Below are 16,099 nucleotides of genomic sequence, written 5' to 3'. Positions count from 1 at the left end.
GAAATGAACATGTCTGGAAAGTTCGAGCTGAAGAAAGCCAAAGACGGCCAATTCCACTTCAACCTGCTGGCCAGCAATGGCCAGGTCATCCTCACCAGCGAGATGTACAAGGCCAAGGACTCGGCACTGAACGGCATCGAGTCGGTGAAGAAGAACTCACAGCGCGACGGCGCCTTCGAGACCAAGACCTCGAGCAACGACAAACACTACTTCCTGCTCATGGCCACCAACGGCCAGGTAGTCGGGCAAAGTCAGATGTATGCCAGCGCCGCCAGCTGCAAGAGCGGCATCGAGTCGGTGCAGAAGAACGCGCCCGATGCGCAAACGGACGACCAGACGGGCTAGTCGGCCTGTTTCCTGAACACATAGAACAGGTTCGGCTCACTGATCAGGTACAGGTTGCCGTCGTCATCCGTCGCCACGCCCTCCGCCTGCGGCACACTGCGCTGCAGGCCATGCTGACCACGTAGCAGCGACAGGGTACTGATCGGCTTGCCCTCGGTGTTCAACTCGATCACCAGGCGCGACTCATCCGACAGCGCCAGCAGATGGCCGGTCGCCGTATCGAAGTCGAGGCTGGAAAGGTCGCGCACGAACAGCCGCGCATCGCGCTTGGGGTCGGTATTGACTTGCAGCGCCAGCGGCTTGCTCTCGTCGACATGGGGGAAGCCGAGCACCTCGAAGATACGCACCGGATCGCGCTCCTTGGCCACCAGCAGACGCTGATCCTTCGCATCGTAGGCCAACCCTTCGAAACCCTTGTTGCCGTTGCGCCCGATACCCAGGGAAAGTTGCTGGAAATCGGCTGCGTCGATCACGCGCGTGGCGTCGTCGATGCGCACCTTGACCAGGCGCTGCTCGCGCTCGTCGGCAATGACATAGGTACCGGGCGCCACATATTCGATGGCCTCGGGATCACCAAACCCCTCGAGATCGATGGTGCGCTTGAGCTCGCCCTGCAGGCTGATCTCGATCACCTTGGCTGGCTTGTTGGTGACGCTGAACAGGCTGCGGCGATCCGGATCGTAGGTCAGCGCCGATACGTCGCTGATATCGGCAATCGGCTTGGCCTCGATCACCACGCGGTAGTCACCCAGCCACAGCGACTGACCGCGCCACTGCGCGCCATGCTGCCATTCCTGCACAGAGAACCAGGCTCGCTCGAACAGCCGATACTGCTGACCCAGCACGGCGCCAAGCAAGAACACAAAGAACAGCAGATAGAACCAGGGGTTTATGGAGAGCAAACGACGCATGATGGACTTCTCTGACGACCACGGAAAAGCCCGCCACGGGCTTGACGTGGCGGGCGGGCGGGATATCGCGATCAGTTGATCAGTTCGACGCGATCGACATCGATCTCGCGGCTGTTGAAGTCCTTGTCGACTTCACCGGTCAGACGCACCTTGGCGGTTTCCGAAACTGTCTGGCCCGGCCAGTCTTCGTCGTCGATTTCGACCTGGATGGTGCCGGTGGCGTCCTTGAACTCGTAGAGCTCGTCCTGCAGGCGCTTGACGATCTGACCTTCCAGTACGACATGGGTGTCATCGGCAGCCTGCAGTGCAGCAGATACCGTGGTGACCTGCGGGGTAGCGCCAGGGCCGGTGTAGCCAGTGGCGAAAGCGGCAGTGCTGAGCAGCGGCAGAACCATCAGAGCGAGAGCGGTACGTTTCATGGTGTGAACCTCGTTGTTCGTAAGTGACGGGGTCAGATTAGTGCCGCTAGCTGAAGCCAGACTGAATCGCGGCTTAAGCCAAACTGAATCCGCCACCCCACTCAACTGGCACCCGGTTGCGCCTTGCTGAAAACGTAAAAAAGATTGGGCTCGGCGACGATATAGATGTTGCCCTCTTCGTCCATGGTCACGCCCTCAGCCTGCTTGATGCCCTGTTCCAGACCGTTGAGACCGCCGGTAAGGCTGAGAAAGCTGACCGGGTGACCGCTACGATCCAGCTCCAGCAGCATGCGCGACTCATCGGACAGCACCAGCGCATGGCCGGTACGCGCATCGATACTCAGCGAAGAAATATCGCGCACTCCCAGACTGCCGTAGTTGAAAGGCTGCATCATGCCAGCTGCACCGTCCTCGCCAGGAAAAGGCAGGCTGAACAAGCCCATCGGGCTACGCTCCTTGCCCAGCATCAGGCTGCTGCTGCGCGCATCCCAGCCAACGGCTTCGAAGCCCTTGTTACCCGCGTCGACAAAGCCCAGGTCGAAACCGGGTAAATCGGCCGCATCCAGTTCCAGGTCATCGTCACGCAGGGTAAAGGTGATGAGCTGACGACGACGCTCATCGACGATGGCCATGCGCCCGTTATCCATCATCTCTACCGCTTCCGGATCAGAGAAGCCCTTCAGCTGGATACGCCGCAACACCTCCCCCTCACGCGAGAGCTCCACCAACAGTGGATTCTTGCCCGTGACGGTGAAGAGGGTGCCGGTTACCGGGTTGTAGGTAAGCCCCGAAGTTTCATCTCGCTCCAGGCCAGACAAGGGCTTGGCCTGAATAACCGCACGGTAGCCAGGCAGCCAGACGCTGGCCAAGCGCTCGACCAACGGCGTATGCCCCTCCTGCCACCAGAGCAGGGCGCGATCATCCAGATGCTGGGTTTTTACTGCTGTGACCACAGCCAGCACGGCCATGCCGGACAACCAATAACGGGGGCGAGAAAGGCGGGAACGAAGGGAGGGCATCGGAGACGGCTCGGCTGCTTGACGGCGATCCGACATCCGATGTCTGGAAGAGTTCCGCCGCCTGAAGAGGCGGCGATTGGTATAGAACCTGTGCACGATCTTGCGAGCTAGAGCCATGCAAGGCAAAAACAGGCGAGGAAGCGGAGTGTACTTTTGTACATGAGCATTCCGAGCCTGTTTTTAACGCCGCAGGGCCGACGCGCAGCGGGATCGTGGGCAGTTCTATAGCACGCGGCTGGTGAAACTACTGTGACCGACCAACTCCAGCACCAGCTCATCGCCCTTGTTCAGCGCGCCAACGCCGACCGGCGTGCCGGTGAGAATCACGTCACCCGGCTGCAGGGCGAAGTGCCCGGCCATGTGCTGGATCATGCTGAGGATGGGGTTGAGCATGTCGCGGCTGTTGCCGTCTTGGCGGGTTTCGCCGTTGATCACCAGGCGAATGCCGATATCGGCCAGGTCCTCGATGGCATCGCCGGGTACGAAAGGCGCCAGCACGCAGGCACCGTCGAAGCTCTTGGCGATTTCCCAGGGATAGCCCTTCTCCTTGAGCTTGGCTTGCACGTCACGCAGGGTCAGGTCCAGGGCCGGGGCGAAGCCGCTGATGGCGTCACGCACTTCCTCGGCATCCGGCGCCTTCGACAGCGGCTTGCCAATCAGCACAGCGATTTCCGCCTCGTAATGCACCGAACCGCGATCCTCGGGAATGGCGAAGCCACTATCGAGCGGCACAACACAGGAGCCCGGTTTGATGAATAGCAAGGGCTCGCTGGGCACCGGGTTGTTCAGTTCCCTGGCGTGCTCGGCGTAGTTGCGGCCAATGCAAACGACCTTGCCGAGGGGGAAGTGGACGGTGGTTCCGTCGACGTACTGGTGCTGATAACTCATCGGGGACTCCTGATCAGTAGGGTGCGCCGTGCGCACCAAGACGCGTTCGATCATGGGTGCGCGTAGCGCACCCTACGAGATCAAACCGCGAAAATCTTGCCGGGGTTCATGATGCCGTTGGGATCGAACACCGCCTTGACCGCCTTCATGCAGGCAATTTCCGCCGGCGAACGACTGTAGTGCAGGTAATCACGCTTGGTCATGCCCACACCGTGCTCGGCGCTGATCGAGCCGTTGTACTTCTGTACGGTCTCGAACACCCACTTGTTGACCACTGCGCACTTGGCGAAGAACTCGTCCTTGGACAAGTTCTCGGGCTTGAGGATATTCAGGTGCAGGTTGCCGTCACCGATATGACCGAACCACACCACCTCGAAATCCGGGTAGTTGGCTTCGACGATGGCGTCGATATCCTTGAGGAAGGCCGGCACCTGGCTGACCGTGACCGAGATGTCGTTCTTGTACGGTGTCCAGTGGCTGATGGTCTCGGAGATGTATTCGCGCAGCTTCCACAGGTTCTGCAGCTGCTGCTCGCTTTGGCTCATCACGCCGTCGACCACCCAACCCTGCTCGACGCAGTACTCGAAGGTTTCCAGCGCCTGGTTGGCCACTTCCTCGGTACTGGCTTCGAACTCCAGCAAGGCATAAAAGGGGCATTCGCTTTCGAACGGCGCCGGCACGTCGCCACGGCCGAGCACCTTGGCCAGGGCCTTGTCGGAGAAGAACTCGAACGCGGTCAGGTCGAGCTTGCTCTGGAAGGCGTGCAGCACCGGCATGATCGAGTCGAAATCAGCGGTGCCGAGCACCATCGCGGTGAGGTTCTTCGGCGCGCGATCCAGGCGCATGGTCGCCTCGACCACGAAGCCCAGCGTACCTTCGGCACCGATGAACAGCTGGCGCAGGTCGTAACCGGTGGCGTTCTTGATAAGGTCCTTGTTCAGTTCAAGCAGTTCGCCGGTACCGGTCACGACCTTCAGGCCCGCCACCCAGTTGCGGGTCATGCCGTAGCGAATCACCTTGATCCCGCCGGCATTGGTGCCGATGTTGCCGCCAATCTGGCTGGAGCCCGAAGAGGCGAAGTCCACCGGGTAATAGAGGCCTTTCTCTTCGGCAAACAGCTGCAGCTGCTTGGTCACCACGCCCGGCTGGCATACCGCTGCACGGTCGTACTCGTTGAACGAGAGAATCTGGTTCATGTAGTCGAACGCCACCACCACTTCGCCGTTGGCCGCCACGGCAGCGGCCGACAGGCCGGTACGGCCGCCAGACGGCACGAGGGCGATCTTGTGCGCGTTGGCCCAGCGCACGATGGCCTGCACCTGCTCGGTAGTCTTGGGGAAGACGATGGCCGAAGGCGCCGGGGCGAAATGCTTGGTCCAGTCCTTGCCATAGGCCTCGAGGGAATCGGCGTCGGTCAGTACCTTGCCGGGTTCAACCAGGGTCTTCAGCTCTTCGATCTGGGCAGGGGTGGTCATCTACGGAACTCTCAAAGGATTCATGGTCGCCCTGAGAACCATTCAGGTCGCAACCGAGCATTGAAAAAGGCGAACATGCTAGCATACGCACCCCGTGAATCGAGCCATGCAGCGATCTACGGGCGCTGGCTGAGTTTCTCGGCCCTTCCCTGCCAACATCCCTGGGACAACAGGTACTCCGATGAGCAAGACCTCTCTCGACAAGAGCAAGATCAAGTTCCTTCTTCTCGAAGGCGTCCACCAGAATGCCGTGGACACCCTGAAGGCCGCCGGCTATAGCAACATCGAGTACCTCAAGGGCGCGCTGTCAGGCGAAGAGCTGAAAGAAAAGATCGCCGATGCCCACTTCATCGGTATTCGCTCGCGCACCCAGCTGACGGCAGAAGTCTTCGACTGCGCGAAGAAGCTGGTCGCCGTCGGTTGCTTCTGCATCGGTACCAACCAGGTCGACCTGAACGCCGCCCGTGAGCGTGGTATCGCGGTATTCAACGCGCCTTACTCCAACACCCGCTCGGTCGCCGAACTGGTACTGGCCCAGGCCATCCTGTTGCTGCGCGGCATTCCCGAGAAGAACGCCTCCTGCCACCGTGGCGGCTGGATCAAGTCGGCGGCCAACTCCTTCGAGATCCGCGGCAAGAAGCTGGGTATCGTCGGCTACGGCTCCATCGGCACCCAGCTCTCGGTCCTGGCCGAGGCCCTGGGCATGCAGGTGTTCTTCTACGACACCGTGACCAAGCTGCCACTGGGTAACGCCACGCAGATCGGCGATCTGTACGAGCTGCTGGGCCTGTGCGACATCGTGTCTCTGCATGTTCCTGAGCTGCCGTCCACCCAGTGGATGATCGGCGAGAAGGAAATCCGCGCCATGAAGAAGGGCGGCATCCTGATCAACGCCGCGCGCGGCACCGTGGTCGAGCTGGATCACCTGGCCAATGCGATCAAGGACGAGCACCTGATCGGCGCGGCCATCGACGTGTTCCCGGTCGAGCCCAAGTCCAACGACGAAGAGTTCGAGAGCCCGCTGCGTGGCCTGGATCGCGTGATCCTGACCCCGCACATCGGTGGTTCCACCGCCGAAGCGCAGGCCAACATCGGCCTGGAAGTAGCCGAGAAGCTGGTCAAGTACAGTGACAACGGTACTTCGGTGTCCTCGGTCAACTTCCCTGAAGTGGCCCTGCCGGCACACCCGGGCAAGCACCGCCTGCTGCATATCCACGAGAACATTCCGGGCGTGATGAGCGAAATCAACAAGGTGTTCGCCGACAACGGCATCAACATCTCCGGCCAGTTCCTGCAGACCAACGACAAGGTCGGCTACGTGGTGATCGACGTCGACGCCGAGTACTCCGACCTGGCGCTGGAGAAACTGCAGCACGTCAATGGCACCATCCGCAGCCGCGTCCTGTTCTAAAACGGAGCTGCTGCGCCTCGGCGATACGGCGTTGGAGGTATGCAGAAATGAACAAAGGGAGGCTTCGGCCTCCCTTTCTCATTCCGTAGGGAGCGCCGCGCTCACCACCGTGCCCCGGATTGCACCCGGGCTACCTCAATCGCGCTCCAACCGCGCCAATTCGGCTGCTGCTTCGTCCAACTGCATTTCGTTGAACACCTTCACCCCGGCTCGTTTCAGCAGGGCAGCAGTAACCCCCTCACCCGGCACTCGCACACCGCTGAAGCTGCCGTCGTAGTTTTCCAGATTGCCACACGAAGGGCTTCGCGCCTTCAGCAGTGCCAGGCGGATGTTGTGCTCGTGCACCAGCGCCAACGCTTGTTCGGCGCCGTCGACGAATGCAGCCGTGACATCCGCGCCTTCGATCGTCAGTACGGGCAGCCGACCATCCAACACCGCACCACCCTGTCCATCGCGAATTTCCGCAGGCGGGCGCGGCGTCGACAACCCACCTGCCACCTCCGGGCACAGCGCCACCACTCGTCCTTCGTCCATCCACCGCTGCAGCTGATCGAAGGGACCGTGAGCACCGCCGTCATAACGCACCCGATGCCCGAGCAGGCAGCGGCTGACCAGTATCTTCTGCATCGACTCGCTCTCCATGACTGCCGCTCGCAAAACTCAGAGCACCGCGCCACCCCGACGTCTGAACCAGCCGGTCAACGACAGCCGTTCGCGGGTGGCAGGCAGCACCTCGTGAGGCATCTCGGAAGACAGAAACAGCGCCAGCGTTCCCGCCTGAGGCAGTACGTCGTGCTCACGGCCATCGGCCAGATACAGGCGCAACGCTCCGCCCTGCTCGGCCTGCCAGTCCTCGTTCAGATAGAACACCGCCGACACGGTGCGGCGGTCGTCATCGCGAAAACGATCGAGATGACGCTGATAGAAGGCCCCCGGTGCATAACAGGCGAAGTGGCATTCGTAGTCTTCGAGCCCCAGATAGAGCGCCTGATTGAGTGCCTGACGCAAACCGTCCATCAGTTGCAGGTACTGATCACAGGCTTGGCTCTGGCCAGGTTCCAGCCATTGAATGTGGTCGCCACGAATCCCTTCCTGCACCTGCTGCGTGCCCCCGCGACCAACGCTGGCGGCATTGAGTTCGCCATTCTGTGCACGCGTGCGGCACTCGACGGCCAGTTCGCGGGTCAGAACTTCTGGGGCGAACAACGCCCGTTGCGACCAGCCCTGGCTGGCAAGGTCGTCGATAGGGCCGGAAAAGAGGTCTTGCAGGCTGGATTCGGTCATGGCGGCGATTGTATCAGTGGCATGTCGTGACTCGACAAGCCTCCGCCAGCCGCCGAAAATAACCGGCCGCAGCACCCTGCGGCCGGCCAGGAAAGTTTGCCAAGGAGTTTTCGATGCGCGTTCTGTTTGCCCTGTTGCTGATTGGCCTGACCTTGCCGGCCCTGGCAGACGACCACCTGCGCCTGTATCAGGCTGCCGGCTGGCCGCAACAGCGTGAACATTTCAATCAGGCGCTCGACGCTGCTCAGCAGCGCTACCGCAGCACCCTGCCACCGGCGGTGTTTCAGGCACTGGTGGATAACAGCAATCGCCGCTTCGCCGCTGCCGCCATCGACCAGCGCGCGCAACACAGCCTGAGCAAGGAGCTGGCTGACCCGCAGCCGGCGCTGGCCTTCTTCGAATCCGCACTGGGCCGCAAGATCGTCGCCGCCGAGACGCTGGCCACCCGTAGCGACCAATTGGCCAAGTACGCCAATGGTCTGCCACGCACCGACGCCGATGCCACCCGTCGCCTGCTGATTCGTCACCTGGCCCAGGCCATTCCCGCCAAGGAAGCCGGCGCCGAAGTCAGTCTGGCGCTGGCCGGCGTGGCGGCCGACAGCCTCAGCCAGATGATTCCCGGCCTACTCGGCGGCGGCCAGGCTCAGGGGCTGCTCAATGGCCAACGTGAGCGTCTGATGACGCAGATCGAACAGGATCTCGACAACACCCTGCTGCACGTCTATCGCGAGCTGAGCGACCCCGAGTTGGAGCAGTTCGTCGAATTCGCCCAGTCGGAGGCGGGTAAAGCCTATTACCAGGCTGCCCTGCAGGCGCTGCGCGCAGGCCTTGCAGTAGGCATGAGCACCAACGAGCTTGCACCAGCGCCGCAGGGCATCTGACCCTACGCCAATCGCTCGCGCAGAAAATCGAAGTAACGCAGGCGCAGCGCCTCGTTCTCATTGGCCAGGTGGTGACGCGCCTCCGTCAGCCGCAGGATCTGTGGCTGATGGAACTTGTCCTGCAGCACCTCGAGGTTGTGGCGCCAGTCCACGGTCATGTCCGCCTCGCCCTGAATGATCAGCGGGCTGTGTGCGCTGCGCCCGGCAGCCTCGATGCGCGGCACCCACTTGGCCAACGCCCCCACCCAGGCAGTCGGCAAGCTGCGCGGCTGCAGGGGATCGAGGTTGTGCACGAAGTCGATGAAGGCGGCGTCGCTGGAGTTTTCGCTGAAGCGCCGTGGAATTTCGCGGACGAAGGGGCTGAGCATTCGATAGCTGAGCTTCGACCAGGCCCAGGCGCGCGGCCGCACCAATGGCGCCAGGAGAATGCTCTGCCCCAGTTCCGGGCGCTTGCCGTCCGTGAGCAGATAATCCAGCGCAATCGCGCCGCCCGTGCTCTGACCACAAAGATGCCAGGGCTGCGGCAACCCCAGCTCGCTGGCCTGCTCGAACAACCCGCCCAGCACCTGCTGATACTCGGCAAAATCACCAATGCTGGCGCGCGCGCCGCTGGACAGACCGTGCCCCGGCAGATCGCAGGCGAGCACGGCGAAATTCATGCTCAACGCCCAGTCGACCACATGCCGGTACAGGCCCATATGGTCGTAATAGCCGTGCAGCAATAGCAGGGTGCCGCGCGGTTCGGCCGGCGCCCACATCTGCACGGCAATCTGATAGCCGGCAGCATTGAAGCTGCCGAGGCGGTTGTCCAGCCCGGCAAAGCGCGCAGACCGGTCGAAGCCGTAGAAGCTGCGATACGCCTGCAGCGCCGGCAGATCCAGGTGTGCTGCGGCCAAGGGTCGCAGCAGAGGGCGCAATTGATCGGGCTGAAACGGCTCTGACATAGGGCTTTCCATAGGTTGCAGGATGCGCGCGGACGATCCCGACGACATCTCCTCGAATGCTGCGATATTCAGCTGCCCGGCGCATCGTGGCAAGCTACACGCCCTTTTACGCCCGGCCTGCCCCATGCCCCGCCTGACACGCAAGAACCTGCTCATCGCCCTGCTCGCCCTGGCCTGGCTGGCCGGCATGGTGCTGGCCTACCGCTGGTTCGAAACGCGTTACCTGCGCACCTTCGACGAGCGCGCAGCGGTGTTCTCCGGCGCCGAACTGCAGCTGCCCGCTGAACTGAGTGGCCCCGGTGCGATCCGCCTGGTGCATTTCTGGGACCCGGCCTGCCCATGCAATGTCGGCAACCAGCAGCACCTGGCCGAACTGATCGAACACTACACGCCAAAGGGCGTGCAATTTCATGTCGTACAGAAGCCCGGTAGCCAGGGCCGCCTGCCCGCCGAACTGGCCGCGCTGCAACCCATCGATGAGCTACCCGGCAGCGCCAACCTGCCGGCCAGCCCTGCCGTAGCGATCTGGGACAAACAGGGCCAGCTGGCCTACTTCGGCCCCTACAGCGAAGGGTTGGTGTGCAACTCGAGCAACAGCTTCATCGAGCCGATTCTCGAAGCGCTGGCGGCCGGGCGCAAGGTGAATGCCAGCAATACCCTGGCGGTGGGCTGCTTCTGTGACTGGGCCAAGCCGAGCAACGATTGACCCCGTAGATACAAGGGTGGGTTAGCGACACTGAACACCAAACGCCCTGTCACCGAGCAAAGCAGGGCGTCGCGTAACCCACCAGGCGGTAGATCGCCTTACGCCGGCGGTGGGTTACGCCGCAGCTGATATGGCGAATCGACTGACAAGTGCGACAGGCGGCTAACCCACCCGAGAGCACCTCAAACGCCAGTCGATCCGTGGCGCGCTACCAGACCGCGCGGCGTCCCGCCCTGCCAGCGACGAAAGGCGCGGTAGAACGGCGACAACTCGGCGAAACCGCAGGCCCGCGCCACCTCGCGCACGCCCAGGCCCTGATCCAGCAGGCGCAACGCACGCAGGCGCCGCACCTCATCGTGCAGTGCGCGAAAACTGCTGCCCTGCTCACTCAGCGAACGCTGCAAGGCACCGCGATTGCTGCCCAGCGCCCGTGCACAGGCCCCCAGGCTGCAGGTCGTACCGCCCAGATTGACCTCCAGCCAGTAGCGCACCCGCACCAGCAGCTGGTTCTCCAGTAAACCCGCCAACTGCTTCTCGGCTTCCTCGCTGAGCACCTCGAACAGCCGCGGGCTGGCGCTGCGCGAAGGCCGTGAGAGCAGCGCACGCGGCAGGATCAGCACGTCGTGCGGCCGCGAGAAACGGGGTTCGACACTCAGCAAACGGCGATGCTCGGCAAGCTTGCGCGGAGCACGATGACGAAATTCCACACCCAGCAGCGGCAACTCGCCGCCAGCGGCCGACGCCAGCATCTTGCTCAGCAGCACGGCCAGGCACTCCATCTGCTGACGCAGCGAGCCAACCTCGCGATAGTTGAGATCGATCACCAGGTGCGCCTCGTCCCCCTGCTCCTCCAGCCGCGCAACGAAACCGCCGGACAGAATGTGCTGAAAACGCACGAAGGCCTGCAGGCCCTGGCGCAGATCGCGAGCCGCCAGCAGCAGGTAGCTGACCACATCCATCGGCCGTGGCTGCATGACCTCGCCCAGGTGCAGGCCGATATCGGCGTCACCGCTGATGCCCTCCAGCGCCTGCCAGAAGCGCGGCGCATTGTCGTGCTCCTCGCGCGCTTCCAGCAGCGGCGCAGCAAGCGGCACACCGGCGTAGGCACGGCGGTAGGTGTCGGTCGGGTCGAGCCCCAGCGCCGCCAGGGCCTCGTAGAGCAGCCGACGCAGGGTCGAGGAGTGGGTAAGGGCGACGAAGGCGTTATCGACCATGGCGGTTCCGGGCAAGTATTGACCATAGACTTTCAGCATTGAGGCATATGGTCAATGCCACTGCCCACGCGCCTGAGCAAAATGCCCGCACGCTTGCCTCACAACAATAAGGATCGCTCGATGAAACGCTCCCTGACCGCCCTTGCTTTGGTGGTTGCTGCCGCCGCTGGCGGCCTGACCTGGTACCTGCACGACAAGCAACCGCAACGCGACGGCGAATGGGTACTCGCCGCACTGCAGGCGCCGGTCAAGGTCGACTACGACGAACGCGGCGTGCCACACATCCGCGCCGAGAATGAAGCGGATATGTACCGCGCCCTGGGTTTCGTCCACGCTCAGGATCGTCTGTTCCAGATGGAGCTGCTGCGTCGCCTGGCGCGCGGTGAACTGGCCGAAGTGCTCGGCGAAAAGCTGGTGCCCACCGACCGCCTCTTTCGCACCCTGGAAATCGGCCGCCACGCCGATACCTACGCCGCCCGGCTGGACGCCAAGAGCTCGTCCACCCAGGCGCTGCAGCACTATCTCGAAGGGGTCAACCAATACCAGGCCAGCCGCCCACGTCCACTGGAGTTCGATCTGCTGGGCATCGAGCCACGTCCCTTCACCATAGCCGATACGCTCAGTGTCGCTGGCTACATGGCCTACAGCTTCGCCGCGGCCCTGCGCACCGAACCGGTGATGACCCACATCCGTGACGCGCTGGGCGCGGACTATCTCGAGCTGTTCGATCTCGACTGGCATCCGCAGGGCGTGCTCGTCACCTCCCTGGCCGCCGGCGACTGGCAGGATCTTTCCACCCTCGCCCAACTCAGCAACAGCGCCCTGGAGGGCACCGGCTTGCCGCAGTTCGAAGGCAGCAACGCCTGGGCTGTTTCCGGCAGCCGCACCGCCAGCGGCAAACCGCTGCTGGCGGGGGACCCGCACATTCGCTTCTCGCTGCCGGCGGTCTGGTACGAGGCGCACCTGCAGGCGCCCGGCTACGAGCTATATGGCTATCACCACGCACTGATTCCCAGCGCCATGCTTGGCCACAATCGCGACTTCGCCTGGAGCCTGACCATGTTCCAGAACGACGACCTCGACCTGATCGCCGAGCGCGTCAACCCGGACAACGCCAACCAGGTCTGGTACCAGGGCAACTGGGTCGACCTCGAGCAGCGTACGGAAACCATCCAGGTCAAAGGTGCCGAGCCGGTGCAGGTCACCCTGCGCCGCTCGCCGCACGGGCCGATCATCAACGATGCCCTGGGCCAGACCAGCGGCAGCACGCCGATCGCCATGTGGTGGGCCTTCCTCGAAACCGACAACCCGATGCTCGACGCCTTCTACCAGTTGGGCCGCGCCGACAACCTGGACAAGGCCCGCGCCGCCGTCGAGAAGATCGAAGCGCCCGGCCTCAACGTGATCTGGGCCGGTGCCAGCGGTGATATCGGCTGGTGGGCCGCAGCCAAGCTGCCGCTGCGCCCGGCCGGGGTCAACCCGACCTTCATTCTCGATGGTGCCAGCGGTGACGCGGACAAACTCGGCTATCACCCCTTCAGCGCCAACCCGCAGGAAGAGAACCCGCAGCGCGGCTACATTCTCTCGGCCAACTACCAGCCCGTGCCAGCCAGCGGCATCGAGATTCCCGGTTATTACAACCTGCCCGATCGCGGCCAGCGCCTGAATCAGCACCTGAGCGACGCCTCGGTGAAATGGGACACGCAGAACAGCCAGGCGCTGCAGCTCGATCCCGGTACCGGCTATGGCCCGCGCGTGCTGGCGCCGATCCTCGACGAACTGCGCAGCGCAGCGGCGAACGATGAGGAGCGTGCGCAGGTAGAACGACTGGCCAAGTGGAATGGCGACCACGAACTCGATTCCGTAGCCGCCACCCTATTCAACCAACTGACCTATCAGCTTGCCCGCGAAGCCATGGCCGACGAGCTGGGCGAGGTGTTCTTCGACAGCCTGCTGCAAACCCGCGTGCTCGACACTGCCCTGCCCCGCCTGACCGCCAATGCCGACTCGCCCTGGTGGAATCGCCAGGGCAGCGAGCAACGCGAAAGCCGCGCACAGATCGTCGCCGACGCCTGGCGCGCCAGCCTGACGCATCTACGCAGCGTGCTCGGCAATGATGTCGATGCCTGGAGCTGGGGCCGCGGTCATACCCTCACCCATCAGCACCCACTTGGCCAGCAGCAGCCGCTGGCCTGGCTGCTGAACGTGGGCCCGTTTGCCGCACCAGGCGGCCATGAAACGCCGAACAACCTCTCGCACAAGGTTAGCCCGGCGCCCTGGCCCGTGGTCTATGGCCCCTCGACCCGGCGCCTGGTCGACCTGGCCGATGCCGACAAGGCGCTGGGCGGCATTCCCGTCGGCCAGAGCGGCGTGCCGTTCGACGCGCATTACGGCGATCAGGCAGCGTCTCATGTGGCCGGCAAATATCAGCCACAGCACCTGAGCGAGGCCGACGTCAAAGCCAACAGCCTGGGCACGCTGACGCTGCTGCCACGCTGAACAGCTGTCCAGCACCCCAGAACAGCATGGTGCGCCATCGGTGCATCACGCTGCACGCTGGTGCACCGTGGCGCCGCAGAAGGCGCCGCAACCCTCGCCAGAGGGCCTCAAACCCAGCGAAATAGCGCCTTTGCGCTGCGGTAATAAAATTGGCACACGCCCTGCATATGCTAAGGCAATCCCAGTTTCGGGGACCTTGGTACAGGCAGGCCGGGGAATCCCCTTCTTTATTCGACGCCACCGCGCGTCATGTGTAACGCGCCGCTGCTCTGCCAATGAGCACGGCGCCACCCGTTTCGGGGACCTTGGTACAGGCAGGCCGGGGAATCCCCTTCTTTATTTGGGACGCAGTGCCAGTCGTGCACGCCAACGCCCATCCTCTTGCGCACCGCGCCACTCCCCGTCCAGCGGGCGGGGTGATACCAACACCAGCAACAGATCCCGTCCGTCGCGCTCCACGCGCCAGTTGACCAGCCCCAGCGGCAGCTTCAGTTGCCCCTCGCGTACCCGCCCGTAGGCATCCTCGTAGCGATACACCAGGGCGCCGTCGACATGCTCGGCCTGTGCCTGTGGCTCACGATTGAACCAGAGCTGTAGTCCCTGCTCCCAGGCCTCGGCATCCTCGATACGCAGACGTGGTGGATCGAACACCCGGCCGATCATCAAGCCGACGAGAAAGGCGATCAGCATCACCGATGCCACGAAACGCCAGCGCAAACGCGGCCGTGGATCTTCTGGCGGCGTAGAATGGCGCTCGTCCCAGCGCTCGGAGTGTTGCATGTTCCACGTCATCCTCTTTCAACCGGAAATTCCGCCCAATACCGGCAACATTATCAGGCTGTGCGCCAATAGCGGCTGCCAGCTGCACCTGATCGAGCCGCTGGGCTTCGAACTGGACGACAAGCGCCTGCGCCGCGCCGGCCTGGATTATCACGAATACGCCACCCTCAAGCGCCACCCGGACCTGCAGAGCTGCCTCGACAGCCTTGGCCAGCCGCGCCTGTTCGCCTTCACCACCAAGGGCTCGCAGCCGTTCCACGAGATCGCCTACCAGCCCGGCGATGCCTTCCTGTTCGGTCCGGAAAGCCGTGGCCTGCCCGAAGAAGTGCGCAACGCCCTGCCGCCGGAGCAGCGCGTACGCCTGCCGATGCGCGCCGGTTGCCGCAGCCTGAACCTGTCCAACACCGTGGCGGTGACCGTTTACGAGGCCTGGCGACAGAACGGTTTCGCCGACGGTGATCTGTAGGGTGCGCCGTGTGCACCGACTGACCAACCGGCCTGATCATGATCACGTACAACAAGAAAGGTTCTTCGCATTTTAGCGGGGCGGGTACGCTTGACACCGGACTGGCAAGTTTGTGTGCGTCTTGCTCACGGGCTTAGCACTATCCATTACCGCGTGCGTTGAGCGTTTGGGTTGCGCCCCTTACGGGCGCCACACCTTTCTTGCTTGCCCAAGAAAGGTGTGCCAAAGAAGGGCACCCCGACATCCGGGTTTCGCTGCGCGAAACTTGATTCGCTTTGCTCACCCTTCGGGCCAGCCTGCGGCTGTTACTTCGCTTCGCTGCGTTTCCTCATTCCGGCGCTGCTCCGGGGGCCGGCTTACAAGGGCCATCCCTGGCCCTTTAAGTGGGGCCGCCATCGGTATCTCGCCGCATCCATGCGGCTCGCTCCCCTACGCAACACCTCCGCTCGGCCTCCTGAAGGGGACAGGGTCGCGAGCTTGCAATATCTTCGGAAGATCAAAGTCGGTAGCGTTTAGCTTTTGCTCTTGAAACGCGATCTCACAGACGACGCCCAAGTCCCCTTCAGGAGGCCGAGTGGAATCACCGCGTAAGGGGTTGAGCGACATGGATGTCGCGAGAGCTGCGATGGGCCAGGGATGGCCCTTCGCAGCGTGCCCCTGAAGTGGTGATGGAATGAGGGAACCCCGGCGCAGCCGGGGCCGGATGTCGGGGTGCCCTTCTCTTTGGTTACTTTCTCTTGGGCAAGCAAGAGAAAGTGACTTGTAAGTTGTTCCACACCTGCTCCAGACCGCCAGTGACTAGATCTCCAGATCGTGGGCGAGCGAGGGTCGGAGCAGGTTTTTCTTGATTAACCCGA

At 63.0% G+C, this 16,099-nt stretch carries 16 protein-coding genes; 6 read left to right on the top strand and 10 right to left on the bottom strand.

What is annotated here, in order from left to right; genetic code table 11:
• The first annotated feature begins 9 nt into the window (after nucleotides 1-9).
• The gene (locus tag INS93_RS12730) at nucleotides 10-345 is read left to right on the top strand and encodes a YegP family protein (protein WP_046493376.1); all 336 of its coding nucleotides are present in this window, start codon (nucleotides 10-12) and stop codon (nucleotides 343-345) included.
• Here the strand turns inward: INS93_RS12730 and INS93_RS12725 are convergent.
• From INS93_RS12725 to INS93_RS12705, 5 genes are all read right to left on the bottom strand, one after another.
• Nucleotides 342-1,256: an SdiA-regulated domain-containing protein gene (locus INS93_RS12725; RefSeq protein ID WP_092378393.1), complete on the bottom strand. Its 915-nt coding sequence runs from the start codon at nucleotides 1,254-1,256 to the stop codon at nucleotides 342-344. The two genes, INS93_RS12730 and INS93_RS12725, sit on opposite strands and share 4 nt — an antisense overlap.
• A gap of 71 nt (nucleotides 1,257-1,327) precedes the next feature.
• Entirely contained in the window at nucleotides 1,328-1,675 is a 348-nt protein-coding gene (locus INS93_RS12720; RefSeq protein ID WP_046493371.1) for a NirD/YgiW/YdeI family stress tolerance protein, read from the bottom strand.
• A 101-nt stretch (nucleotides 1,676-1,776) separates the two neighbouring features.
• Entirely contained in the window at nucleotides 1,777-2,730 is a 954-nt protein-coding gene (locus tag INS93_RS12715) for an SdiA-regulated domain-containing protein (RefSeq protein ID WP_192982451.1), read from the bottom strand.
• Nucleotides 2,731-2,916: 186 nt separating this feature from the next.
• Nucleotides 2,917-3,582, bottom strand: coding sequence for a fumarylacetoacetate hydrolase family protein (locus INS93_RS12710; protein WP_192982448.1), 666 nt, complete (start codon nucleotides 3,580-3,582; stop codon nucleotides 2,917-2,919).
• An 80-nt stretch (nucleotides 3,583-3,662) separates the two neighbouring features.
• Entirely contained in the window at nucleotides 3,663-5,057 is a 1,395-nt protein-coding gene (locus INS93_RS12705; RefSeq protein ID WP_092378399.1) for an FAD-binding oxidoreductase, read from the bottom strand.
• A 181-nt stretch (nucleotides 5,058-5,238) separates the two neighbouring features.
• Between INS93_RS12705 and serA the strand changes: the two genes are divergently transcribed.
• Nucleotides 5,239-6,468 carry a phosphoglycerate dehydrogenase gene (gene serA / locus INS93_RS12700; RefSeq protein ID WP_160020113.1) on the top strand — a complete coding sequence of 410 codons (1,230 nt, stop codon included), beginning with the start codon at nucleotides 5,239-5,241 and terminating at the stop codon, nucleotides 6,466-6,468.
• 135 nt (nucleotides 6,469-6,603) lie between these two features.
• Here the strand turns inward: serA and INS93_RS12695 are convergent, their stop codons facing one another.
• Nucleotides 6,604-7,095 (bottom strand): DUF523 domain-containing protein, encoded by a 492-nt coding sequence (locus tag INS93_RS12695; RefSeq protein ID WP_192982445.1) that lies wholly within the window; start codon nucleotides 7,093-7,095, stop codon nucleotides 6,604-6,606.
• Between the two features lie 33 nt (nucleotides 7,096-7,128).
• Nucleotides 7,129-7,752, bottom strand: a complete 624-nt coding sequence (locus INS93_RS12690) for a 2OG-Fe(II) oxygenase (protein ID WP_192982443.1) — start codon at nucleotides 7,750-7,752, stop codon at nucleotides 7,129-7,131.
• A 113-nt stretch (nucleotides 7,753-7,865) separates the two neighbouring features.
• On the opposite strand from INS93_RS12690, the gene INS93_RS12685 reads away from it, so the two are divergent.
• On the top strand, nucleotides 7,866-8,633 hold the full coding sequence (locus INS93_RS12685; RefSeq protein WP_192982441.1) for a hypothetical protein: 768 nt from the start codon (nucleotides 7,866-7,868) through the stop codon (nucleotides 8,631-8,633).
• A 2-nt stretch (nucleotides 8,634-8,635) separates the two neighbouring features.
• On the opposite strand, the gene INS93_RS12680 is transcribed toward INS93_RS12685, so the two are convergent.
• The gene (locus INS93_RS12680; RefSeq protein ID WP_192982439.1) at nucleotides 8,636-9,577 is read right to left on the bottom strand and encodes an alpha/beta hydrolase; all 942 of its coding nucleotides are present in this window, start codon (nucleotides 9,575-9,577) and stop codon (nucleotides 8,636-8,638) included.
• A gap of 124 nt (nucleotides 9,578-9,701) precedes the next feature.
• On the opposite strand from INS93_RS12680, the gene INS93_RS12675 reads away from it, so the two are divergent.
• On the top strand, nucleotides 9,702-10,283 hold the full coding sequence (locus INS93_RS12675; RefSeq protein ID WP_092380445.1) for a DUF6436 domain-containing protein: 582 nt from the start codon (nucleotides 9,702-9,704) through the stop codon (nucleotides 10,281-10,283).
• A 182-nt stretch (nucleotides 10,284-10,465) separates the two neighbouring features.
• On the opposite strand, the gene INS93_RS12670 is transcribed toward INS93_RS12675, so the two are convergent.
• Nucleotides 10,466-11,497, bottom strand: coding sequence for an AraC family transcriptional regulator (locus INS93_RS12670; protein WP_192982437.1), 1,032 nt, complete (start codon nucleotides 11,495-11,497; stop codon nucleotides 10,466-10,468).
• Between the two features lie 120 nt (nucleotides 11,498-11,617).
• On the opposite strand from INS93_RS12670, the gene INS93_RS12665 reads away from it, so the two are divergent.
• On the top strand, nucleotides 11,618-13,996 hold the full coding sequence (locus tag INS93_RS12665) for a penicillin acylase family protein (protein ID WP_192982435.1): 2,379 nt from the start codon (nucleotides 11,618-11,620) through the stop codon (nucleotides 13,994-13,996).
• Nucleotides 13,997-14,332: 336 nt separating this feature from the next.
• On the opposite strand, the gene INS93_RS12660 is transcribed toward INS93_RS12665, so the two are convergent.
• Nucleotides 14,333-14,776, bottom strand: a complete 444-nt coding sequence (locus INS93_RS12660) for a hypothetical protein (protein WP_192982433.1) — start codon at nucleotides 14,774-14,776, stop codon at nucleotides 14,333-14,335.
• Here INS93_RS12660 and trmL point away from each other — a divergent pair.
• A complete protein-coding gene (trmL, locus tag INS93_RS12655) occupies nucleotides 14,775-15,242 on the top strand; it encodes a tRNA (uridine(34)/cytosine(34)/5-carboxymethylaminomethyluridine(34)-2'-O)-methyltransferase TrmL (protein ID WP_160020122.1) in 468 nt (155 codons plus the stop codon). The two genes, INS93_RS12660 and trmL, sit on opposite strands and share 2 nt — an antisense overlap.
• The last annotated feature ends 857 nt before the right edge of the window (nucleotides 15,243-16,099 follow it).

Origin of the sequence: Pseudomonas sp. EggHat1 (genome assembly GCF_014892995.1) — a bacterium.
Classification (GTDB): domain Bacteria; phylum Pseudomonadota; class Gammaproteobacteria; order Pseudomonadales; family Pseudomonadaceae; genus Aquipseudomonas; species Aquipseudomonas chaetocerotis.
The sequence above is the reverse complement of the archived record's forward strand: the minus strand, read 5'-3'. Positions and strand labels throughout refer to the sequence as shown.